20 protein-coding genes and 1 other RNA gene are annotated in these 21,546 nt (G+C 50.7%); 7 read left to right on the plus strand and 14 right to left on the minus strand.

Annotated features, from left to right (window positions below):
• Nucleotides 1-104 precede the first annotated feature (104 nt).
• Nucleotides 105-1,262 (plus strand): hypothetical protein, encoded by a 1,158-nt coding sequence (locus DVG79_RS16100; protein WP_158537532.1) that lies wholly within the window; start codon nucleotides 105-107, stop codon nucleotides 1,260-1,262.
• A gap of 137 nt (nucleotides 1,263-1,399) precedes the next feature.
• Here the strand turns inward: DVG79_RS16100 and DVG79_RS06845 are convergent, their stop codons facing one another.
• Both DVG79_RS06845 and rnpB read right to left on the minus strand, forming a co-directional pair.
• Nucleotides 1,400-2,545, minus strand: a complete 1,146-nt coding sequence (locus DVG79_RS06845) for a THUMP domain-containing class I SAM-dependent RNA methyltransferase (RefSeq protein WP_071499832.1) — start codon at nucleotides 2,543-2,545, stop codon at nucleotides 1,400-1,402.
• Nucleotides 2,546-2,654: 109 nt separating this feature from the next.
• Nucleotides 2,655-3,028, minus strand: an RNA gene (gene rnpB / locus DVG79_RS06850) — RNase P RNA component class B.
• 134 nt (nucleotides 3,029-3,162) lie between these two features.
• On the opposite strand from rnpB, the gene DVG79_RS06855 reads away from it, so the two are divergent.
• Nucleotides 3,163-3,606: a hypothetical protein gene (locus DVG79_RS06855; protein WP_233494547.1), complete on the plus strand. Its 444-nt coding sequence runs from the start codon at nucleotides 3,163-3,165 to the stop codon at nucleotides 3,604-3,606.
• A 56-nt stretch (nucleotides 3,607-3,662) separates the two neighbouring features.
• Here DVG79_RS06855 and DVG79_RS06860 read toward each other — a convergent pair whose 3' ends face one another.
• The 4 genes from DVG79_RS06860 to DVG79_RS06875 all read right to left on the minus strand — a co-directional run bounded on the left by DVG79_RS06860 (nucleotide 3,663) and on the right by DVG79_RS06875 (nucleotide 7,299).
• Complete coding sequence (locus DVG79_RS06860) at nucleotides 3,663-5,006, minus strand: S8 family peptidase (protein ID WP_114596057.1); 1,344 nt, start codon at nucleotides 5,004-5,006, stop codon at nucleotides 3,663-3,665.
• A gap of 60 nt (nucleotides 5,007-5,066) precedes the next feature.
• Nucleotides 5,067-5,483 carry a hypothetical protein gene (locus DVG79_RS06865; protein WP_114596058.1) on the minus strand — a complete coding sequence of 139 codons (417 nt, stop codon included), beginning with the start codon at nucleotides 5,481-5,483 and terminating at the stop codon, nucleotides 5,067-5,069.
• Nucleotides 5,484-5,542: 59 nt separating this feature from the next.
• Entirely contained in the window at nucleotides 5,543-6,235 is a 693-nt protein-coding gene (locus tag DVG79_RS06870; protein WP_114596059.1) for a hypothetical protein, read from the minus strand.
• A 68-nt stretch (nucleotides 6,236-6,303) separates the two neighbouring features.
• Nucleotides 6,304-7,299, minus strand: coding sequence for a potassium channel family protein (locus tag DVG79_RS06875; RefSeq protein ID WP_233494548.1), 996 nt, complete (start codon nucleotides 7,297-7,299; stop codon nucleotides 6,304-6,306).
• Nucleotides 7,300-7,368: 69 nt separating this feature from the next.
• Here DVG79_RS06875 and DVG79_RS06880 point away from each other — a divergent pair, with 69 nt between their 5' ends.
• From DVG79_RS06880 to DVG79_RS06890, 3 genes are all read left to right on the plus strand, one after another.
• Nucleotides 7,369-7,596 (plus strand): DUF1659 domain-containing protein, encoded by a 228-nt coding sequence (locus DVG79_RS06880; RefSeq protein WP_114596060.1) that lies wholly within the window; start codon nucleotides 7,369-7,371, stop codon nucleotides 7,594-7,596.
• Between the two features lie 34 nt (nucleotides 7,597-7,630).
• On the plus strand, nucleotides 7,631-7,837 hold the full coding sequence (locus DVG79_RS06885; protein WP_114596061.1) for a DUF2922 family protein: 207 nt from the start codon (nucleotides 7,631-7,633) through the stop codon (nucleotides 7,835-7,837).
• Between the two features lie 97 nt (nucleotides 7,838-7,934).
• Complete coding sequence (locus tag DVG79_RS06890) at nucleotides 7,935-8,834, plus strand: hypothetical protein (protein ID WP_114596062.1); 900 nt, start codon at nucleotides 7,935-7,937, stop codon at nucleotides 8,832-8,834.
• Between the two features lie 143 nt (nucleotides 8,835-8,977).
• Here DVG79_RS06890 and DVG79_RS06895 read toward each other — a convergent pair whose 3' ends face one another.
• On the minus strand, nucleotides 8,978-9,400 hold the full coding sequence (locus DVG79_RS06895) for a hypothetical protein (protein WP_114596063.1): 423 nt from the start codon (nucleotides 9,398-9,400) through the stop codon (nucleotides 8,978-8,980).
• 355 nt (nucleotides 9,401-9,755) lie between these two features.
• Between DVG79_RS06895 and DVG79_RS06900 the strand changes: the two genes are divergently transcribed.
• Both DVG79_RS06900 and DVG79_RS06905 read left to right on the plus strand, forming a co-directional pair.
• Complete coding sequence (locus DVG79_RS06900) at nucleotides 9,756-10,439, plus strand: lytic transglycosylase domain-containing protein (RefSeq protein WP_114596064.1); 684 nt, start codon at nucleotides 9,756-9,758, stop codon at nucleotides 10,437-10,439.
• A gap of 14 nt (nucleotides 10,440-10,453) precedes the next feature.
• Nucleotides 10,454-11,035, plus strand: a complete 582-nt coding sequence (locus DVG79_RS06905; protein WP_114596065.1) for a DUF1643 domain-containing protein — start codon at nucleotides 10,454-10,456, stop codon at nucleotides 11,033-11,035.
• Nucleotides 11,036-11,373: 338 nt separating this feature from the next.
• Here the strand turns inward: DVG79_RS06905 and DVG79_RS06910 are convergent, their stop codons facing one another.
• From DVG79_RS06910 to DVG79_RS06940, 7 genes are all read right to left on the minus strand, one after another.
• Nucleotides 11,374-13,710: a glycoside hydrolase family 31 protein gene (locus DVG79_RS06910; RefSeq protein WP_233494549.1), complete on the minus strand. Its 2,337-nt coding sequence runs from the start codon at nucleotides 13,708-13,710 to the stop codon at nucleotides 11,374-11,376.
• A 194-nt stretch (nucleotides 13,711-13,904) separates the two neighbouring features.
• A complete protein-coding gene (locus DVG79_RS06915) occupies nucleotides 13,905-15,428 on the minus strand; it encodes a cardiolipin synthase (RefSeq protein WP_114596067.1) in 1,524 nt (507 codons plus the stop codon).
• Between the two features lie 103 nt (nucleotides 15,429-15,531).
• On the minus strand, nucleotides 15,532-16,656 hold the full coding sequence (locus tag DVG79_RS06920; RefSeq protein ID WP_114596068.1) for a GTP-binding protein: 1,125 nt from the start codon (nucleotides 16,654-16,656) through the stop codon (nucleotides 15,532-15,534).
• A 149-nt stretch (nucleotides 16,657-16,805) separates the two neighbouring features.
• Complete coding sequence (locus tag DVG79_RS06925; protein WP_114596069.1) at nucleotides 16,806-17,675, minus strand: alpha/beta fold hydrolase; 870 nt, start codon at nucleotides 17,673-17,675, stop codon at nucleotides 16,806-16,808.
• Nucleotides 17,676-17,688: 13 nt separating this feature from the next.
• Entirely contained in the window at nucleotides 17,689-18,135 is a 447-nt protein-coding gene (locus tag DVG79_RS06930) for a DinB family protein (protein ID WP_114596070.1), read from the minus strand.
• On the minus strand, nucleotides 18,128-18,643 hold the full coding sequence (locus DVG79_RS06935; protein WP_114596071.1) for a GrpB family protein: 516 nt from the start codon (nucleotides 18,641-18,643) through the stop codon (nucleotides 18,128-18,130). The genes DVG79_RS06930 and DVG79_RS06935 overlap by 8 nt, the downstream gene beginning before the upstream one ends.
• A gap of 84 nt (nucleotides 18,644-18,727) precedes the next feature.
• On the minus strand, nucleotides 18,728-21,445 hold the full coding sequence (locus tag DVG79_RS06940; RefSeq protein ID WP_114596072.1) for a bifunctional 2',3'-cyclic-nucleotide 2'-phosphodiesterase/3'-nucleotidase: 2,718 nt from the start codon (nucleotides 21,443-21,445) through the stop codon (nucleotides 18,728-18,730).
• Between the last annotated feature and the right edge of the window lie 101 nt (nucleotides 21,446-21,546).

The raw sequence follows: 21,546 nt of genomic DNA on the forward strand, positions 1-21,546 counted from the left end.
TTTTGAGAGAACGAAGACGTTCGGATCGGTATTCATCAGGGCTTAATGGGAAAGGAACGCTACTGGCTATTTTGATTGTAATTGCCATAGGAGCAGTTGGAAGTATGGCGAACAATGACGAAACGGAGGAAGTGAAAGAACCCAAGCAAGAAGCGAAAGCGGAGGATAAAAAAGAATCAGTCGATCAAGGAATGTCTGAAAAGAAAATTAAAACTACCGTTAAAGTGCAATCACCTAGCGATGTGAGCAATCTAAATGAAATACAACAAGCTGTGAATACGGGAGAAGATGACTTGCGAGACGCCATCGATTCAACAAATCAATTTGTAGACGATCTCGTGACAAAGCAAGAAGCCTTACGTAAATCTAAAAATCTCGCTATTCAAGATTTCCAGAAAACCATCACCGATGATGTCGTGGAAAAACTCGATAATCAAATTTCATTTTTGAATGATGCAGCTCAAACTGCTCATTCCATGGCAACTGGCGTTTTCTTGGACAACGAAAAAAACATTTCAGTCGAAGGTACTGAAAATCTTGATTTTGTGAAGCTTGAACAGTTAGCAGACAATTTTAATTCAATGGCGTTTAGCTTAGAGACATACGGGATGGCTCGTAGTTTTGAATCGTGGGAAGAAGCCTCTGCTTACCTACCAAGCCGTCGGGAAGAATCGCTTCTTGCTATTCCATTAAACGAAGCAATCATCCATTCTTCATCCGTTATCGATGAACCGATTATTGCAGAGCCGGTTACGGAAGAAGGAAATGTCGACGGGGAATCGGTTGCGAGTACAGAACAAACCGACGCCGAACGATATCCAGAAGCCATCACAAGCGTTTTTAAAATCTCAGAAGCTATGAATGCTATCTATGTAACGGCTGATGAATTACAACAGCGCTTTACCCCTTATGAGAAGGAGGACGGGTTTGGTCAGTTTGAATACATCTCAGTGGACGACTTAGATGATTTATACAAATTTGACGCAACCGTAGCGAATGAAATCACAGTGAGCATTCACTTCGAAGCACCTGATTATACGACAGATGGATTTACGCAAGCTATGGATTCACACCGTATTATCATAAAAGAATTGGATCAATTGAGTGCGCTCCTCGAAGTGTATTCAAGTGAATTCCGGCAAGATCCACAAGGCACACTTGCACAAGCGAAAGGCCACCTTGAACGAATCAAAGCAGCAGCCCAGATTGAACGACCAGGCTTTGAAAAATTCTTCAAAACTGCTGGACCAGAAGCAAACTAATCGTAATACACCACGCTCGCGTCTTTATTAGACGACAAAAAAACCGCTCAATCGAGCGGCTCCTGACATTTTGGCGAAAAAAATTAAAAAGTGGGAACTGAGTGGGAACTGGCGACTTCCGCACCCTTGAAAACTGCTTAAGCCTGCGGTCTTTTCCGACGGAGACCATAATACTGGTAAAACTGAACTTCGATATTACCATTGTAAAGCTTACGGCGTTTTGTCGCCGGACGACCAAATGCTTTTTCGAACTCGACGTACGACGTGATCATATAGACACTGTAGTACGGGAATTCACGGAACGCATTGCCGATCTTCCGGTAAAGTTGGTGGACTTCACGTGCGTCTTCCAGACGTTCACCGTACGGCGGGTTCCCGATGATGACACCAAAGTCTTCCTTCGGCTTGAAGTCCGCTGCGTCGCGTTGCATGACGTTGATTGCGTCGCGGACGTCTGCGAGCTCGGCGTTTTGTTTCGCGAGCTTGACCATTTCCGGATCCGTATCGTTGGCATAGATTTTGAGTGGCTTGTCCCACTCGGCTTTGTCGTTCGCTTCCTTGATTGCGTCGAACCAGGCTTTTTTCGGAATACATGCCCATTCCTGTGAGGCGAATTCACGGTTGATGCCCGGTGCGATATTCCGTCCGATCATCGCGGCTTCGATCGCCAGTGTCCCGGATCCCGTAAAGACGTCGTAAAGCGGCATATCCGGCTTCCAGTTCGTCAGCATCAGCATCGCCGCTGCCATCGTTTCTTTCAGTGGTGCCGCGGAGTGGAACTCGCGGTAGCCGCGTTTATGGAGCGCATCGCCTGACGTGTCGATTGTCAGCGTTGCGATGTCTTTTAAGAGCGCAACTTCGATCGGGAAGCTGGCACCGGTCTTCGGTAACCACTCGTCGCCCATGTTGTAGGCTTCCTGCATGTGCGAGACGATTGCTTTTTCCGTGATCTTCTGACAGTCACGGATCGAGAACAACTTCGATTTGACCGACCGGCCGTTGACGACGTAGTTCGCTTCCCACGGCAACAGTTCGCTCCACGGGAGGTCTTTGACCTGATCAAATAATTTTTCGAATGATGTCGCCTTGAATTCGGCGACGACGAGTTTGACGCGGTCTGCCGTCCGTAACCAGAGGTTAAGACGGGGAATGTCTTCCAGTTCACAATCGATGTAGACTTTTCCGTCCTCGACCGTACACTCATATCCTAAATCGCGGACTTCCTTGGCGACGAGGGATTCGATCCCCATTGCCGCCGTCGCGATGACTAAACGTTTTGCCATGATTGTTCACGCTCCTACCTGTTTCTAGAATTTCCAAAATCATTTCAATAAAAAAAGAGCCCAGTTGGACCTGGACTCTCGTTCAAAGTAAAAATAACAGCCTATGTGGTCCTGTAAGCCATGTTCTGTTCCCTAGTGTTGCAAACGGTTTGACCCTCACACGCGGGCGACAATCATCTATCTCCGTATTTACATACGCTCTCCTTCGCGTTCAGTTCCGCTCCGGAAATTCCCCTACCAAATTTGGGTTTCTCGCTCGTGGGGTTTACCTCGTTCCACCCTTACTGTTTCCAGTAAGGCTCCGTCACTGTGGCACTTTCAAGAAGTTTCGGCCATATCCGAAGACTTAGGCGTTCCTTCTGCCGTCAGCACGACGCTGCCTACACTTATCTTTTCGTGTAGCACGATCACTACAACCATCGCAGGTTGTGCGAGCATGGACTTTCCTCAAAGCACCGGAGTGCCCCGCAATTGTCCGAACCAACATAGTCACTGCTTAACAGTGTAGCGCACACGAGCGTTTCTAGCAAGAGGTATTTCTCGTTTAATGGGCGGAAAAGTTGCAATTCTCCCTGAATTTACGGTATAGTACAATGGTTCAGAAAGGGGCATATACCATGAAAAAACGACGCTCTGGTACGAACCAGCGTACCGTACGGAAGTTGACGTTCTTGATCGAGATTGATGAAATCAAGGCCCTTCATCTCCGGAACGGCATTTTTGCCTTTTACCGCAAGGGTGAACTCATCCATGCGTTCGAGCCATTTAATGTAAAACAACCTGATGCATTTTCGAAACGGAGTTACCATTTTGACCAGCATGACATCTTACTGATGAATGAACGATTCCCGCAACAGATTCCGCTTTATGATGAGGCGATGACGTTACGGTCGTGGGCGAATCAGGTCGAATACGGTCTGTATCAGCTGATCGATTCAGGACGCCTGTCGTTCATCCATGAAGACGATACCGGGTACAAAATGGAAGCGACGATTCAGTGGACCGGCGAAACGCTAGACGTTCCGACGCCCATCTATAAAAAAGGAAAAGACCCAAAGTAAGTACTTTGAGTCCTTAACGAGCTGTCTCTCCTCAGGTGAGACGGCTTTTTTTGTTGTTATTTGACAGTGATGATCCGTTCCGTCACGCGTGTATGACGTCCGCTTGAAGTCGTAAAGACGAGTTTATATGTCCCTGCTTCTTTTAAGGCGTACGTATACTTGTGCGTTCCGTTGCGCAAATACTCATTCGTAAACGTCTTGACGGTTTTCCCGTCCTTGTACAGACGGGTCAGCGTCTTCGCGTTCGAATACTCGTCAAAATAAAGCGCGAACGGCTGATTCGGCTTCAGGACGGACGGGACGGACACTTTCGAGACCGGTGCCGGAATCGTCGCAAGCATACCGGCGTTCAGACGGCCTGTCCCATAATGGAGCGACGTATCGCCCGTCTTTTTCGCTGCTGCTGCATACAGCTTGCTGCGAAGCGTACTGTTCGTAATGAACGGATTCTTCGATTTCGCCAGGGCAATGACGCCGCTGACGATCGGTGTCGCCATCGATGTGCCGTCGAGATACCCGTACTTGTTGCCGACCATCGTCGAATAAACGCCTTCTCCGGGTGCCATGATGTTCAGCCCTCTGCCGTAGTTCGAGAAGGTCGAGGCACGACCGAGCGTTCCGACCGACCCGACGGCAATGACCGAGTTCATCGACGCGGGGAATAACAGTTTATTACGCCCGTCATTCCCGGCCGCACTGACGACGACGATGTTTTTCGCTTCCGCCTTTTTAATCGCGGCTTCCATGTACGGATCGTATTCGTATTGACCGAGCGACAGATTGATCACGTCGGCGCCTTGAGAAATGGCATACAGAACGCCGTCCCCGATATCGATCGAACTGGCGAAGTCCCCGTCAAAGACGTCCGCACCAATCAGTTTGACGCCGGATGCGACCCCGACCGTTCCTTTACCGTCTTCCGCCGCCGCGACGATTCCCGCGACATGCGTCCCGTGATCGTCCGGTTTCCGGATGCCGGAAATCGTCGTCGTCTTATAGATGACGTTTTTGAACTCGGAGTGATTGACATCAATCGCATCATCGATGACCGCCACACGAACATCGGATTTACCGCGACTGTACTTCCAGTAAGTAGGAATACGCGATTGATCGAGATATGTCTGCTGCAATTGCGCGGAATCCGTCGCCTTTTCAACGACACTGACTGGAATCAGGTCGGCATCGACATCTTCTTTGTCGACATGCGGCAACGGTTCGACGAGTGAGAACCCGTCCTGCTTCAACTCCCGGACTTCCTGCAGCCCCTGTTCTGCAAGCCACGTTTGTTTTTGTTGCTCGTTAAATGTTGGATCATACTGCACATATTGAGAATTAGCGAACGCAGAAGTAGGTAACCCTACGACGACAGCAAATGTGAGTAGTGCAAGTTTCTTTTTCATTGTGGACCCTGCCCTTCTCTTTTGACACGCCGATTCTATTGATGTGCTGATCCAAACAGACTAAAAAAATGGTACCGTCCCATCGGATTCTTCGCTGACTTCAAATGGAATGATTTTTCCGATCGTGACATAGGAGTAATAACGGACGAGAACGGCACGCCAACGCTTGGCATCAATCCCGGTTAAATCTTCACCGAGTGGTGAGCCGTCAAACGTTTCGAACTGTTGGCAGAAGAATGCTTCCTCTGCCTCGCTCCACGTCACGGCCTCCCCGATGAAACCGGTGGAAAACCGAACAAAATCAGCAATCGATGGACCGATTACTTCAGACGGCAACCGTTCGCTCATCCGACCAACCAGTTCATATCGATCCCGTTCCGCCTGCTCGGCCTCTTCGAGTGAGTGGCACAATAAGACTTCCCGGTTGATTTCAACCAAAACGACATAATCACCTTGCGGCAAATTGACGTGTATCATCCCTACACCCCTTGAATTAAATTCATGCAGTATCTAGATGTCACTTTCTATGGGTTAATTTATAATGTCCATTTTCGATCAAACATCAATTCTATCGGTTCGTTATCCTTTGACTTTAACATACGAACCCGTGTCGTATCAATTTGATCAAGTAAATCCGCTTCTGCGAGCGAACGGATGACCGGTGCGTCCGACTGCTCAATCCGGGACCGGAACGGTGTCAGTAAATCCTGCTGACCGCTCGCGAGCGCGTACCACGCGAGGCGGGCAAACGGTTCATCCTTCGCTGTCTCGAGCGCATAACTTTCAAAAATGTCTGGTAAGTAACTGGAAAATTGATCAAGTGCGTCAATTCGTTCTGCAAGATCAAGTACCGTCAACCAACTCGGCAACGATAATAACGATTCACTTGACCACCAATCGATCAAATCAATATGTTCTTTAAACAACTGTTGTGCTTCATTGCGGTCGATGAAATGATGCATCGTCTGAATCAATTCGTTCCAGGCAATCGACCAGTATTCTTCCGACGGATTGGCGGAAATGAAGAATTGACGATAGACCGTCAACAGTTCCGAGACTTCCTGGAGCTGCTCCACTTCGAGCCGCTGATTTAACCGGCTAACTGCTTTTGTGAAATAACTCGGTTCTAATGTCAACGCCATATAGAGTAATTTCGGGACATCTTTTAATTCCCCTTGATCGACCGTCTCAAATAATTCCTGAATCCATTCTGGTTGTGGGTTTGTCATACACTTTTCTCCTCTGCATAGTAAATGTATTTACTATACCCGAAAAAGAATTAATGTAATCCTTTTCCTTATAAAGCTCCGATTCGCTGCGCCGTCTCTTCACTGCATAAGACGATCAGCGTCGTATTCGGTGGAATCGGTTCGTTCAGGCGCCGGTTCAAATCCAGCCGTTTGCCGTCCGATAAAATCGTCACCCCGTCTTCGAGCAGGACGTGGAACGCGTCCCGAAACGTTTGCCACTCCGGTTTCGCCGGAATCGAAAACATGCCGTCCCCGTCCTTCGTCAACAGGTTCGTCACGACTTTCGAGACGCCGGGATGATACGCGGCAAGAATCGCCATCCGAGCGACCGTCTCGTCGCCGAGCAGCACTTCATCGACTTTGACCTGTTCAAAGCTGTCGAGGTGTTCCTCAAGCATCATCTCGACGATCGTATAGATGTTTGGATTCGCCCGTTCGATGCTCGCGGCAATCAACAATGTCCGGCCGTCGGCAAGTGCCGGCGGAATCGAATGATCGGCGAGAATGATCGCCCGGGTTGCTTTTTTGATGTTCGCCCGCTGTAAGGTCGCGTCAAGCGCCGGATCACCGCTGACATAATGGAACCGCGGATGACTGAACGGTTCCCGCTCAAGATCGTCAATCAGGATGACGTCCGTCGTTTCAAGCAACTCGTCGATGACGTGTTTGGAACGCCGGCTGTAGCCGAATACTAACGTATGTCCCGTCTCTTTCACTTGCAATAACCCTCTTTCCTTTTGATTGCGAATCAGTTGGACACCATCGACGAGTTTCGAAATCAACCCGCCGACGATCCCAATCCCGAAGATGAAGACGAAAATCGTCATGAACCGTCCGAAATCCGTATTCGGGAAAAAGTCCCCGTATCCGACCGTCACGACCGTCGTCATCGTCCAGTAGACAGCCCGGAAGTATGTCCCGAACGTATCCGGCTCCGCCAGATACATGATCAGGGCGACACCGAAGACAAACAGAAACGACGCATAGGCGAGCGTCCGCATCTTTAAAAAGGACATCCGTCGTAAAAATCGTAACCAGACCATACTTTTTTTCACCCTTTCCGAACATTTGCTGTTTTCGTCCTGTCAATAAGGGCGAAGGAGGTGATACACATGACACAAGCAGAGGAAATCAAAACCAGTTTAGTCGTCGTCTTCGAACGAAACGACAAGGTGACACCAAACGGGGACGCTGTTCTCGCCCGTCGCCGCTTTAACGGACTGCGGTCGGATCTCGAACCGCAAGTCGTCGCATCCATCGGTCAAGCCATCGGCAACATGCTTGCCGGCTCGTACACACACACGGAAATCAGCCGTGACTTCGCTTTACTTAACGCTTAACTCATTTTACTACGTACATTAAAGGAGGAATTGGATGGAACACACGATTGTTTTGACATTCGATACGTTACTTAAAAAACCGTACCGCTTACGTCTGACGGGAGCGAAACCCGACACGTCGGTCGCGGAAATCAAGGCGCTCGGGCAACTAATGGTCGACCACGATCCGTTTCACGACGGGCTCGTCAAGTTGAGCCAGGCCGAGCTGCAAAACAGTTCGGAATCGGCTTACGTCATTTAAGCCGAAAAACTTCTTCCGTCATCATCACCAATAAAGGTGATGGTGACTTTTTTTTGGTATACTAGAAACATCAAGCAACTGGAAAGGAAGTCAATTTATGGCCAAACGCCCTCTTACGCCCCGCGAATGTGAACTCGTCGTCAGCAGCCTCTACGTGATGGAGCTGATTCCATTCGAAGGCATCATGGAACGACTCGAATCCATCACATTACGCGACATCATCGGACCGGTCGCAGCCGGCGAGATGTCCCGGGATCAGGCTGCCGACGCCCTCGATCAATACATCAAAGTGCGCCGCCGCCGGTTCCGTAACGTCCCTCCGGAACATCTTTGGTCACTCGACGACCGAATGGAACAGGAAGCGTTACGGATGATTCGTAAACGTGCGCCGTTGACGGCCGGTGAAAAACTGCAACCGAAAGCGATCCCGTTTGAAATGGGGGATACGGTTGAAATGACGGTGACGGAAGTCCAGGAACGTAACGGAAAAGTCAACGTCATCGGCAAGGTCGGCCAAGTGACGGCGAAACTGCCCGTCGCCAACCGGCAAGCGGTCAAAAGCAGTAAGACGATGTCCGCCTGGATCACCGGAATCGAAAAGAAACCGGCCTTGATCCACCTGTCGACGTCCGACTACGGGAAACACGAACCGTCCGCTGACGTCAAAGAAGCTTATGTTACGGCCATCTCTTCGCTTCGCCAGTACTTCGAGACGATGACGGTCCCGTCGACGGAAGAAGTCGATCTCGCGAAGTCACTCTTCCAACGGATGATCCGCCGTGATCAAAACGACTGGTTCACCGTCTACGTCGCAATGGGTCGTCCGCAACTCGATCACGTCCGGCGCTGGGTCAAAGTCATCCAGATGCTTGGTAAATCGTTACGCGGTGACGAGGAAGCAACACGTTTGCTCGCCTCACAGGAAGACCGGTTCTTCAAGGATGCCTTGCTCCGGGCATGTCGGGCGGCTGAAAAAAGCTTCTCGAACCCTATGTAAGGCATTCGACTACGAGGAAGTCTTTTCCTCGTTTGTTTTAAAATCATTTTTCAATGACGGTCCCCCATCTGGTTCGGCGATGAAGGGGATCGTTTTGCTGTTCACAAAAAAAACCGACGGCGTGTGCCGTCGGTCAAAAGAAATTATGCGATATCAATCGTTGATTCAAGTGCCCGGCAGGTCCGGCGCACGGTCGGAAGGAAATCCGTCCGTTTGGCGACTCCGCCCTCAATCAAAAAGTGCTGGATGCCTTTCGTGCGTTGAATGGCCGTCAAGACGGTGACCAGTTCGATGAACCAGTTCGAAATCAGTTCGACGACCTGTTCATCAAATGCTGCTGCTCCATACACATCATACCCGTTCTCGCAGAGATGGTTCGGGAAACGTTCCTTGAACCGAAAAATCAGTGTAGCCGTCGTCGGAATGCAAAAGTGATCGAAGATGATCCGTTGTTCTTGATCTGTTTCTTTCTCCGTCAGTCCATCCATCATCAACTTCGGTTGACTCCCGATATTTAGAGTCCAACTTGTTTTCTTTCGTTCGCCAGTGGAAGTGATCGTTCGCATGGTTTCGTCCATCTCCTTTGATGTGTAAGCGTTTACCTCTTCATTTTACAAGCCCATCGACGGTTCCTGCAACCGTCAAAATCTTAAAAATGAACGATGACTTCATCTGACGTTTAGTCTAACAAATTTTCGTTGTGTTGACGATGTCAGTAATTAACATCCTCATTCCCATTTAGCTGTTTTTTAAATCCACTCTGCTCTTGTTTCATGTTAAAAATCGGACATGATCCATCAATCTTTGAAGAAGGTGTGACCGCTCTCACCGTTGCACGGGAACGGAGTTCATAAAAAAACTATTAGCGCCTTGCGAAATATGATACCATTCAGTGGAATCACAGAAAGAGGAGAGAACAATATGCGAAAAGTTTTTCGATTAAGCATCTTGTTCGTACTGATCGTCCTCATCGGTAGTAGCATCATCTACTGGCAAAACCGGGAACGCGTCCAAAATGAGCTGTATCGCACCTATTATGGACAGTACGGTGTCCCAGCCGAGAATATCGACATCTACGAACAAGCCGGTGACCGCTACGAGGTCGATTGGAAGTTACTTGCCGCAATCCATCGCGTCGAGACCATCTTCTCAAAATCATCCGCGATGCAGTCTTCCGTCGGTGCACTCGGCCCTTTCCAGTTCATGCCGAAGACATGGGTCGGTTGGGGGTATGAAGGCGGAACGTCACTTGGCGACATCGAGCATGACGGAATTGACTTAACCGATCCAGAAGCCATCAAACAATACGGTGGACTGGGTGTCGATGCAAACGGAGACGGCAAAGCCGATCCGACGAATTTGACGGACAGCGCGCATACGGCCGCAAAGTACCTCAATCAGCACGACGTCACGAAAAATTCTGACCGAGGAACGCTTGAATCTGCCCTGTTTGAATACAATCGCAGTGAACAGTATGTCATTGACGTCCTCAACCAATACGATGCCTATCAACAAAAAATCGAATTGATTGATGCGAACGATCTCGATTTCAAGAAACAGACACTTGCCCAACTCCTTCGCATCAGCTTACGTTTGACCAACTAAAAGGAGGCACTACCATGACACAACCCGATCGTTCGTCATTGACGATTGAGGAATCGTCAATCCGCGTCCAGACGACGTTTGACGAAGCAAAAACAAAACGTTATCTCCGCAGTTACATCTTTGATGATGTGACGGACGGCGCGCACGTAGCCGCCCTAATTTACACACCGCGGACGACAGATGCCTTTTTATCCGGCACGACGACGCAGCGTGCGTATAATTTGATGAAGAAACACATTGAAGATCCAATCAAACAATACGATATCATCAGTCTGATGCCGGACCTGCTTGTCAGTGAAGACTTGCCGTTCGCCCAAGCCAGTTTTGACGACATCAATTACGAATTTGTCGAACAGACGTTACGCCGGGTCAAGGAAACGAACGGTGTCGTCTTGTGCGGTTGGGGTTCACCCGGCCGTCTGATGCACCATTTGCCGGCTTACGAAAAGCTGTTTGACCAGTATGCCGACATTCTGTATTGTTCCGGTATCACTTCAAAAGGTGAACCGAACCATCTCCGGCTGACCGTCGATGACAGTCCGATGATCACGTATCCGGACATGAAGCTGAAAGCGAAGAAATTAAAACGTAAATGATTGTACTAAAGGTGTTCTTTCCGCAGGTTGCGGAAGAACACCTTTTTGGTCGACTGTTTTTTCAGCTCACTCGTTGTCCATGAGGGTATGGTCTACCCGTACCGACTGATTATCTGCAAAAAAAGAAGCGATGGACGTGTCCACCGCTTCTTTTGAATGTTCGGAGATCTCCCTCGTCTTCATCCGACTCCTACAGGGAAAAGCGCAGGGAAACCTGCGCTGTCAGAGACAAACAAGACCCGGATTTGGGATTTAAGAAAATCCGAATCCTGGCTTGTGTCTCGCCTGAGGAAAGCGGATGAAAAGAGAGTGAGAGCTTGCGCTACCTTGCTTTGTTGTTAAAACAACATGATTTCAAGCAGACAGTCGACCAAATCTTTCTCAAGATCCAGCGCCTGCAACTGATGCATCATATTGACCGGATCCAGTCGTTGGGACAGCAACCGGTACAGACGGTCCTTCAGGTCATAACCGATTTCCGCCTGGTCGAGGAACGTATAGAGCCGTTCCATCCGGTTATCGTTCGTCGACATGTCGACCTGGAGCGACAGGACTTGTGTCTCTCCGAGCGTCCCCAGTTCAACGGACAACGATTGGGTCTTATGGTCATAACGGCTCGGCAACACTTCTCCGTCCCGGGAGACGTGTCCTTCGTTGACACCACGCAGAATCAGTGTCACTTCGCGTTTTTCCGGCAACAGTTCCCGTTTACCGAACGGCGTTGCAATCGTCAACGTCCGGGCCGCCCAGTCGAGTTCAAATGCCGTCTCGACATTTTCCCCGTCCCGGTGTGCGACACCGACATTGTCATCTTCAAACAACGTGAACTGGTTCGAAGCGCCCGGGAAAACAAGCAGTTCGAGATGCTCCGGATTGTGGAGCGCGTTCGAATGCTCGAGGTGTTGACCGAGCGGAATGATGGCTCCGGCTTTCGCAAGGACCCCTTGATCCTCGAGCTTACGGAACAGACGCATCTGTTTTCCGCCCGTGTACCGGTGACCGGTGAAGAAATCAAACCAGTCCCCTTCCGGCAACCAGGCCGTTGTCGCTGCGACGTGCAGCTTCGGATTCATCGGCTCGACGATCGGTGTGACCATCAGTTCCGTTCCAAAATAATATTGGTTCGGCACGGCATACGCCAGCTCGTCTTCCGGATGTTCATAGTACATCGGCGAGACAAGCGGCAGGCCGTCAAAGTGATTCCGGGCGTTCATCGTATAGATGTACGGGACGAGCTGGTGGCGAAGTCGTAAATACTTCTTCATCACCTGCTCCGATTCGACCGAATAGCGCCACGGCTCTTTCCCGTTGAAGATACTCATCGTACTATGGAGGCGCATGATCGGGCTGAAGACACCGTACTGTAACCAACGGGTCGACAGTTCGTCGTCCTTCTCGCCACGCTGATGACCACCGATATCATGACTCCACCAGCCGTAGCCGATGTTCGATGCTGTTGCCGTGAAGTATGGCTGGAACTTAAGCGATGCCCAGGAAATCAATGTGTCGCCCGAGAAACCGACCGGATAGCGATGACTGCCGGGTCCGGCATACCGTGAGAAAATCAGCGGACGATTGCCGTCGCGGGCGATATCGAGCGCATGGTAATGATTGAGCATCCAAAGCGGATCAAGCCCCTTCATCTTCGAGTTGGCACCTTGTTGCCAATCGATCCACCAGAAGTCGACCCCGTCGGCTTCGTGCGGATGATGCAGTTTCGTAAAGTAGTGTTCGATGAATTCACGGTCCGAGAAATCAAACGGGATCCGGTCTTCGGTCTCCGGGTCGACGCCCATCGCGACCGCCATCGCTTCGTACGCTTCCTCAAATCCGCGGACACCGTCTGCCGGGTGCAGGTTGAGCGTCACCATCCGGTCGTCATCTTTCAACCATTGCAGGAAACCTTTCGGATCCGGGAACAAATCGCGGTTCCACGTGTAACCCGTCCAGCCGCTGCCGTATTTCTCCGGAATATCCGTCACATGCCAGTCCATGTCGATGACACTGACCGAGAACGGCACATCTTCCGTCTTGAAGCGGGTCATTAAATCCTTGTACTCTTTTTCGTTATAGCGCCAGTACCGGCTCCACCAGTTCCCGAGGACTTGCCGCGGTAACATCGGTGTCGGACCGGTCAAACGGTAAAAATCCTTCAGTGCCTGTTTATAGTCGTGACCGTAACCGAAGTAATAGATGTCCTGCGCCCCTTCTTGACGGGGTTCGACGAAATGATCTTCCGTCAGGACGAATGACGCCGAGTCATCGATGGCCGCATAACCTTGGCGGGAGATGATTCCCTCTTCGAGAGGAATCTCACCGTCAGCATGGTCAAGCGTCCGCGCCGTTCCTTTAAGGGTCCGGAGGGGACCGCCGTACGTGTAACGGCTGTAATACGTACTGAAGTTTCCAAGGACGTCGATGTAAAGGGTGTTCGACGCAAACGGTCCTTTCGTATAATGCAAATGGACGTGTTCCGTGATGATTTGCAGTTCCGTCTCGTCCTCGACGATCCGGTACGAGGGCACCGGAAAATCGCGGTTCCAGACGGTTTGGGTCGGACGATCTTCAAATCGTCCGTCTGCTGCGTACTCGAGTCGAATCAGACGACTGGTGAGAACGGTGAAGCGGTATGTGTCCCCTTGGACAATTGCTTCCGGTCGTGCCAATGGTTTCATGTCTCGGGTATAGAAATGGGATTCGTCAATTGTGCGCATACGGGATCAGGACGCGAACGCCCTTGTCACTTCCTTCCAAAAATGAATGTGCAACCGATTACACTACTAGTGTATAAGAGTTGTTGTTCCCGTTTCAAGTGACAACTAATCAAAAAACGCACCAAACCCCTGAAAAAAGGGAGGTGCGCTTTGGATCACAACAACGGTGAAATCAAACGGGAGAACGATTCAAAAATCCGGAACCGCATCGGCCGTTTGACATAATCCGCCGAGGACAGCTGGATCGAGACGTCGAAATCATCGATGAAATCGCGTTCGAGCCGGGCGGCACTCTCGGAATCATACATAAAGGCCATCAGTTCATAGTTCAGGACGAAACTGCGGATATCCATGTTCGCCGTTCCGACGACGGCAATCTTTCCATCGACGAGGAACAGTTTGGCATGGACGAAATGACGGTTGTACGTATAAATTTTGACACCATCACTCAATAACGGACCGAAGTACGAACGCGTTCCATAGTAGGACGTAAAACTGTCACCCTTACCCGGCGTCAGAATCCGAACGTCGAGTCCGGCACGTGCCGCGAGGCGGAGCAATGTCATCGTCTCGTTATCCGGAATCAGATACGGCGTCGAAATCCAGATCGAGCGCTGGGCCGAGATGATGGCGGCAATCAACGCGTTCCGGATCGCCGGATCTTTTGACGTCGGTCCACTCGTCACGACCTGGACCGCGCCGTCGGTCTCGACATCGTGTTTCGGGAAGTATTGATCGATTGCCCCTTCGCCGGCAAACGTCTCCCACGTATCACTGCCTTCTAAATGGGCATAGAGCCAATCGTCGAGGAACGTTGCCTGCAGTTCCTTGACGGCCCGTCCTTCGAGCCGAAGGTGGGTATCGCGCCAAAAGCCGAACTTCTTACTTTTACCGTCATACTCGTCGCCGACGTTCAGTCCACCGGTAAAACCGATTTTGCCATCGACGACAACGATTTTCCGGTGATTGCGGAAGTTCGCCGTAAAGATGAACAACGGACTGGAGATGGGATCATAGGCGGCAATCTTTGCCCCGGCTTCCCGGAGCGGTTTCAAAAATCCTTCGCCGAGCATGTAACTGCCAAGACCGTCAAACATGAACCGGACTTCGACCCCGTCATTCAACCGGTCAATCAATGCTTCCCGGATCGCCTGCCCGGTCTCGTCGTTCCGGTAAATGTAATACTGGATGTGAACATGGTGCTTGGCGGAGCGGATCATCCGGAGAATTTCCGGGAACGTCTCGTTGCCGTTCGTCAGGATTTGACTGGCTGTATGGACGTCGACCCCACCACCACCGAAGTTACGGATTGTATTGGCAAGCTTCAGGTGGTTTGGCGGCAACTCACTGACCGCGAGCGACCGGACGGGACGGATTGCCTGTTTCAGCAACATCCGTTCATCGTGCGACCGCCGGTTCCGGCGACGGCGGCGCGGATTGCGCCCGAACATCATCCAGATGATGACACCGAGAATCGGTAAGAAGATCAAAACTAAAAACCAGGCAATCGTCGACTCCGCCGTCCGGTTCTCGATGAAGATAATCATGATGACGGCCAAAGGTACGACGGTCGCGGAAATCGTCAAAACATAAAACAGGTAGCCCAATTGGTATAGTCCCCAAATGATTCCGCCTGCGACTAAAAACACGAGCGCGAACTGTAAAATCCGATTGCGCACTAGACTTCCTCCTCTATAACGTACTCTGTTCTTCTAATTCCCTGTCTTCTCTAAAAATATAGCAAAAAAAGAAACCACAGATGTGATTTCTTGAAAAGTTGACCTATTTTGAAAAATTCAGATCATATAGCTCGCGTCCCGGAATCGGATCACTCAGGCTGGTCCAATCCGTTTCGTCCTCTTGAACGAGGCAGGTGTCGAACTCCGCTTCAAGTGTTACCTGATCGAAACCAATCCCGATCAAGACCAACTCCGTCCGGCGATCTGCAACCGACTCGAAGCGTCCGGCGTATTCCATATTCGAAGCATATCCCGCCTGATGGAACAGCAAGGCGATTTCCGGGCGCGTCGCAAGATAGACAAAGCCCTTCGCACGAACGATTTCTTCCGGCCAGGCTTCAATCAGTGCCATCAACCGTTCCGGATGAAACGGGACATCGCGCTTGTAGACGAACGAGCTGATCCCGTATTCTTCCGTCTCCGGAACATGGTCCTCCGCGTTCAGCTCACGGATCCAGCCGGCACTTGCTGCCGCCTGTTCGAAGTCAAACAGATCAACGTCAAGAATCTCAGCCGGATCGACTTGCCCGTGGGTCGTCTCAATCAGTTTGGCGATCGGATTGAGCGCCTTTAAGTAGCTTGTGACATCATGTTTTTCCGACTCGGTCAACCGGTCGATCTTGTTCAGCAAAATGATATCCGCGAACTCGACCTGATCGACGAGGAGATCGACGACTTCCCGGACATCCGTCTCGTCCACCGCCTGTTGCCGCTCAATCAACGATTCACCGGACTCAAAGTCTTTCAGGAAACGATAGCCGTCGATGACCGTCACCATCGCATTGATTTTCGTCGTCTCCGTCAAATCAATCCGACTGTCTTCGTCAAGATATGTAAATGTCTGGGCGACGGGAATCGGTTCCGAAATTCCGCTCGATTCGATGACGATGCCATCGATATCGCCTTGATCAACGAGGCGCCGGACTTCGAGTAATAAGTCGTCCCGCAGCGTACAGCAGATGCAACCGTTCGATAGCGTCACGAATGATTCTTCCGTCCGTGAAAAGCCGCCTTGTTCAATCAAAACGGCATCGATATTGACTTCACTCATATCGTTGACGATGATAGCAAGCTTGCGTCCTTGCCGGTTGTTCAACAGATGATTTAATACAGTTGTCTTGCCGGCACCTAGATAGCCGGACAAGACGGTGATCGGAATCGGATTCATATACAGTCTCCTTTTTAAATCGGAATCATTACGTTTTAAATAGTAATCGTTCCGGTTTAGCCTGTCAACTGCTGTTTTACACCATTAAAAAATTCCCGTTTCCATGACAATCCTCAAGGCGTCATGGAAACGGGATCCAGGAATCAGACTTATTTAAAAAAGGCGTTGCGGATCAAGCGGACGATTGTTGTCGCGGCCTCTTCCGAAAAACCGGCAATCGTATAATGATTCGTGTCCGGAATGACGTGAAATTCCGCGTCCGGCAAACTCGCAGCAAACCGTTCATGCGCCGCATTGATCCGCTTCGTCAGTTCCGGGTTCAGCCAGTTCTCGGGCATTCCGCCGGCCCAGTCCGATGCGGATAACACGAGGACCGGCGGCGTGATATGCTCGACGACTTCCAAGACGTGCTGGTTATTCGCTTCGACTGCCTGCCACTCATCCAGCGTCCCCCGCCAGTGGTTTTTCCGTGCCATGTTCCGCCACATCGGAATGCGGTCGGCTTCCGGCAGACTCGTAAACATCCGCGCGCCGAGATCATCCGGAATCAGCCAGGCGAGTGGCCGGACATGACTCAAAACATACAAAAAGCGGTTCCATTCCTCCTGCGTCCGTTCGTACCAGTTCGGCAGTTCGGCATCGACTTCCGGATGCGACGGGTCGAGCAGAACGATTCCTGCCGTCTCGTCCGGACGGCGGCGTCCGAGTTCAAGCGAGATGTAGGCGCCGAGTGAATGCCCGATGAAGACGAACGGTCCTTTAATCCCAAGCAATGCGAGGACCCGTTCCAGTTCGTCCGCTTGTTGCGTAAACAGGCGTTTCGTTTTACCACGGGTCGACTTGCCGTACCCGAGCCGGGAGTATTCAAAGACCCGTCCCTGTTTCAGAAGTTCCCCGCGGAGCCAGCCCCATTGGTAATGACTCGACATCATTCCGTGATCAAGAATGAATGTCACATTGCCCGTCCCCGTCAAACGTGTATCAAAGCGGCCGTCTGCTGTATCGACAATCCGTTCCATTATAAATCCTCTCCTATTCAAACAAATCCAGCTTGATGTCATACCCAAGCAGGTTCAAGTAATCAAATAACTGTGACCGGTGGTGGTACAAATGGACAGCTGCTTCCAGCAGCCAACCGGTCGTGCTGTCGGTGACGCCCCAGTAGGTCGTCTCCGTCGAAAAATCGGCCATAAGCCGATCTTGATAATACTGCCACGACTGGTCCAGCCGGTCGACAAGTTGCTCCGGCAGCACCGGAACGGTATAGAACTGTGCCATCTCGTCCGCCGTCGCCCCTGTTGCAATCCGCAGATCGGCTTCGAGCAACACAGCGAGATGAACCGCCACTTCATAGACGGACCGTTTGCCGGAAATCGGACGTTTGTCCCAATCCTCCGGCTGAATCAGCCGGATCAGCTCGCGTGTCGTCCGGACGCCGACACCAACATGCCGGTCAAGTGCCTGTTGCCAGTCAGTCATGCGACCACCAGGCCAGTGCCCGCTGCTCCATCGCTTTGACGAAGCTGTCCTTGCCGGCAATGTAGGCACTGATGTCTTCCGGAAACTGACGTGCCAGTTGCTCTTTGATCGTACTGTACGCTTCGACTTCCTGCGGATGCTCCCGCAAGTAGTCCCGAAAGACGACGTGACGTATGACTTCCGGGTTGCCGCTTGCATAAAGATGAATGTGATGCGTCCGCGCGTCTCCGCCTTTCCGGTAATAACGGCGCCCGGGCATCCCGAACTCTCCCTTCGCTTCATAGCCGATCTGTTCCATCGCCGCGTCAAACGCTTCAATCCCGTCGAGTGAATCGACGACCGGCAGAATATCGAGAATCGGTTTTGCCGATAGTCCCGGGACCGCTGTACTGCCGATGTGATGAACCGCCAGCAGACGGTCGCCGAAAATCTTCTCCAACTGCTCTTTTGCCTCTTGAAACGCCTCCGGCCACGACGCTTGATATGGTGTGACGATGACTTGCCGCATGGTACCCTCTCCCCTCGTATGTAGTATGCCAGTTTTTTCGTCAAAACCAAAACGACTCCTCAGACGAGAAGCCGTTTTCCTGCATTATTTTTTCGTGATGAAGTAACGGGACTGATCGAGACGGTCCGATGCTGTATAGATGTTCATCTTGTATGAACCTGTCGCAAGACCGGTCCGCATCTTCAGGACGTAGTTGCCGTGGTTATCCGCAACGTCTTGCGCAATCAGCTTGTAGCCGCTGCTTGTTTTTTCGAACAGGCGGACGATTTGACGTTTTTCGACTTTGCCCGTTAAAGTCTTTTTACCTGCCCATTTTTTGACCGGGTACGTGTTTTTGATCGTGAACGACGCTTTTTTCGTAATCTTGTTTGAGATATCCGTCGATTTGACCGTGTACGTCCCTGTCATTAAACCGTTTTTGACCGGAATCTTGAAGCCGCTTGCCGTCGTCTTCGCTTTCGCGATTTTCGTCGAGCCTTTATACAGCGTGACATCAAGCCCTTCCGTTGCTTTTCCTGTTAAGACCGTCGAACCGTAGACGGCTGATTTCTTGTCGATGGCCGGTGTCGCAACGACGCCTGTCCCGACTGTCACTGTCGTTTCTTTTTTCATGAAACCGAGTTCCGAGACGACCGTCAACTTGTCACGCAGTTTGACCGGACGAACCGTCACGGCATACTTGCCGGTTTCGTCGGCTGTCGCCGTACCGAGTACCGCCGTACCGCGTTTGACTGTGACTTTTGCTCCGGCGACGGCTGTTCCCGTGACGAGTTTCGCTCCCGGTTTGACAGCGCTGACGCTGACGTTAAAGTCTTTCATCGGGACGTCGAGTTTAAACTTCAGGAACGTACCGGTCTCACCGGCGCGTTTAACGCCCGTGTTCGTGATGCCTTCGTAACGTTTCGTGTAGTCCGCTGCGGCTTCGGCTGAATCAAAATCAACCGTGATCGGTTTGCTGGCGACGAGTGACCAGTTGTTGTCCGCTTGATAATCAACCGGTTGTTTTGCTTTGATGAAGTCCGAGATGACGTTGCGTGTTTCGTAAGCTGATTTGTAGACGATCTTCTTTCCTTGACCAAGGCCCGGGAAAGTCGCACTGCCGGCACGATAGTTGTTTGTTGCGACGAGGAACTCCTGATCGTCCTTGATTTCCTTGCCTTGGTACTTGATGTTTTGAACGCGGCTTGCGTCTTCCTTGACGACCACCCCGTTATAGTCAAACTTCGCCGGTTTCGTGATGTCGATATCGTATGTCAAACCGTCCAAAATATCGAAGTTGTAGCTGCGGAACTCTTTGTTCAGCAAATCCGTCTTCGCATCCGTCACTTCATTGAATTGACCGGCTGACATCTCGAGCCAGTTTTTCACGTCGGCTCCTGTCACTTTGACGACTTCGAGTGTGTTCGGATAAACGTACAGATCAGCGACGTTTTTCAACGCGATCGGTCCTTTTTTGATCAACGTGTAGTCTGACGCGTTCACTTGATTGCGGCCGCCGGTTTTAAACGGTGCACCGGCAGACAAGAGCGGTAAGTCTTTATATTGGGCGAGATCGGCATTTTCTTTCAGTTGTTTCTCGACGTACCATTTTTGCGCGTTCGTGACGAACTGGACGGAATCGTCATCTTGAACGAGCGCAAAGAAGCTTTGGATATCATCATTGATTGTTCCGACTTGTTGGCGGATGTAAGCGAGTGTGCCTTCATGTGCTTTTTCGATCAATTTGACGGCACCGGCATCAGCCGCCGTATCTTTTGTGACGTCTGCCAGTTTTGAGCCGGCTGTATCGACGACCCATTTCTCGCCGTCCTGCTTCAATTGCAAGTCAATCACGCCGACGTTTTTCCCTTGTGTGTTGGCCATGACAACCGGTTTGCCGTTGATGAGACCGTTTGCTGCGTCGACGTTCGGTAAGTTATTGAACGCTGATGTCTTGTCCGGGAATTTTCCGTGCTGGTGACCGGTCATCAAGACATCGATGTCCGCGATTTTTGTCAACGCGTACCCGACATTTTCATCGCCGTCTTTTTGATCCGCTGTATCACCGATTCCTGTGTGCGCGAGTGCGACGACGACGTCTGCACCGGCATCTTTTAATTTCTTCGCCGTTGCTTTAGCGACCGGTACGATATCTTCCGCTGTCACTTTTCCTGTCAGGTTTCCGGCATCCCACGCCATGATTTGTGGAGTGACGACACCAAAGACACCGACTTTGACCGTTTTCATCTGACCGTTTTGGTCTTTGACTTGGCGTTCGATGATTTGATAATCTTTCCCGTCCGTGTTGAATTCGGAAACGATCGGTTTTTTCGTAACGGCATCGAGCACATTCGAGTTCACGAACTTGATTTCACCGCTTGATGCTTTCATCGCTGACTTCAGGAAGTCGAGTCCGAAGTTAAACTCGTGGTTGCCGAGTGTCACGGCGTCATAACCGATGTATTCCATCAGTTCGTACATCGGGTGTTTCCCTTTGTTGCCTTTGTCGTACTGATTTTTGACGTAATCGCCAAACGGTGTCCCTTGTAATGTATCCCCGTTGTCGAATACGAAGCTGTTGGCTTCGCCGACGACGTTTTGTTCCTGCTTAATCACGGTTGCCGCTTTGACAAGACCGATTGTCTCATCTTGCACATCCTTGAAGTAATCGTAGTTCATTGAGTTTGTATGTAAATCAGTAGTCTCTAAAAAACGAAGTTTGACGACGCTGTTATCGGCGGCGAGTGTCTTGACTTGAATGACGGGCGCAAGCATCGGTGCGATCAACGTGCTGGCAATGACGATTTTCGTGATTTTTTTCATCTGATTTCCCCCTAAGTATAAATGACTGCTCAACTAATTTAACACGCTTTCATTGTAGCTTATAGCTTCTTTGAATAGGTCGGACATCCGTCTTATTTAAC

Origin of the sequence: Exiguobacterium sp. RIT594 (genome assembly GCF_003339585.1) — a bacterium.
GTDB lineage: Bacteria > Bacillota > Bacilli > Exiguobacteriales > Exiguobacteriaceae > Exiguobacterium_A.

Bases quoted from the DNA above. Each gene is read 5' to 3' on its own strand.
- DVG79_RS16100 (WP_158537532.1), top strand. From the start codon at position 105: ATGGCGAACAATGACGAAACGGAGGAAGTGAAAGAACCCAAGCAAGAA.
- DVG79_RS06845 (WP_071499832.1), bottom strand. From the start codon at position 2,545: ATGGCAAAACGTTTAGTCATCGCGACGGCGGCAATGGGGATCGAATCC.
- DVG79_RS06855 (WP_233494547.1), top strand. From the start codon at position 3,163: ATGAAAAAACGACGCTCTGGTACGAACCAGCGTACCGTACGGAAGTTG.
- DVG79_RS06860 (WP_114596057.1), bottom strand. From the start codon at position 5,006: ATGAAAAAGAAACTTGCACTACTCACATTTGCTGTCGTCGTAGGGTTA.
- DVG79_RS06865 (WP_114596058.1), bottom strand. From the start codon at position 5,483: ATGATACACGTCAATTTGCCGCAAGGTGATTATGTCGTTTTGGTTGAA.
- DVG79_RS06870 (WP_114596059.1), bottom strand. From the start codon at position 6,235: ATGACAAACCCACAACCAGAATGGATTCAGGAATTATTTGAGACGGTC.
- DVG79_RS06875 (WP_233494548.1), bottom strand. From the start codon at position 7,299: ATGGTCTGGTTACGATTTTTACGACGGATGTCCTTTTTAAAGATGCGG.
- DVG79_RS06880 (WP_114596060.1), top strand. From the start codon at position 7,369: ATGACACAAGCAGAGGAAATCAAAACCAGTTTAGTCGTCGTCTTCGAA.
- DVG79_RS06885 (WP_114596061.1), top strand. From the start codon at position 7,631: ATGGAACACACGATTGTTTTGACATTCGATACGTTACTTAAAAAACCG.
- DVG79_RS06890 (WP_114596062.1), top strand. From the start codon at position 7,935: ATGGCCAAACGCCCTCTTACGCCCCGCGAATGTGAACTCGTCGTCAGC.
- DVG79_RS06895 (WP_114596063.1), bottom strand. From the start codon at position 9,400: ATGCGAACGATCACTTCCACTGGCGAACGAAAGAAAACAAGTTGGACT.
- DVG79_RS06900 (WP_114596064.1), top strand. From the start codon at position 9,756: ATGCGAAAAGTTTTTCGATTAAGCATCTTGTTCGTACTGATCGTCCTC.
- DVG79_RS06905 (WP_114596065.1), top strand. From the start codon at position 10,454: ATGACACAACCCGATCGTTCGTCATTGACGATTGAGGAATCGTCAATC.
- DVG79_RS06910 (WP_233494549.1), bottom strand. From the start codon at position 13,710: ATGAAACCATTGGCACGACCGGAAGCAATTGTCCAAGGGGACACATAC.
- DVG79_RS06920 (WP_114596068.1), bottom strand. From the start codon at position 16,656: ATGAATCCGATTCCGATCACCGTCTTGTCCGGCTATCTAGGTGCCGGC.
- DVG79_RS06925 (WP_114596069.1), bottom strand. From the start codon at position 17,675: ATGGAACGGATTGTCGATACAGCAGACGGCCGCTTTGATACACGTTTG.
- DVG79_RS06930 (WP_114596070.1), bottom strand. From the start codon at position 18,135: ATGACTGACTGGCAACAGGCACTTGACCGGCATGTTGGTGTCGGCGTC.
- DVG79_RS06935 (WP_114596071.1), bottom strand. From the start codon at position 18,643: ATGCGGCAAGTCATCGTCACACCATATCAAGCGTCGTGGCCGGAGGCG.
- DVG79_RS06940 (WP_114596072.1), bottom strand. From the start codon at position 21,445: ATGAAAAAAATCACGAAAATCGTCATTGCCAGCACGTTGATCGCACCG.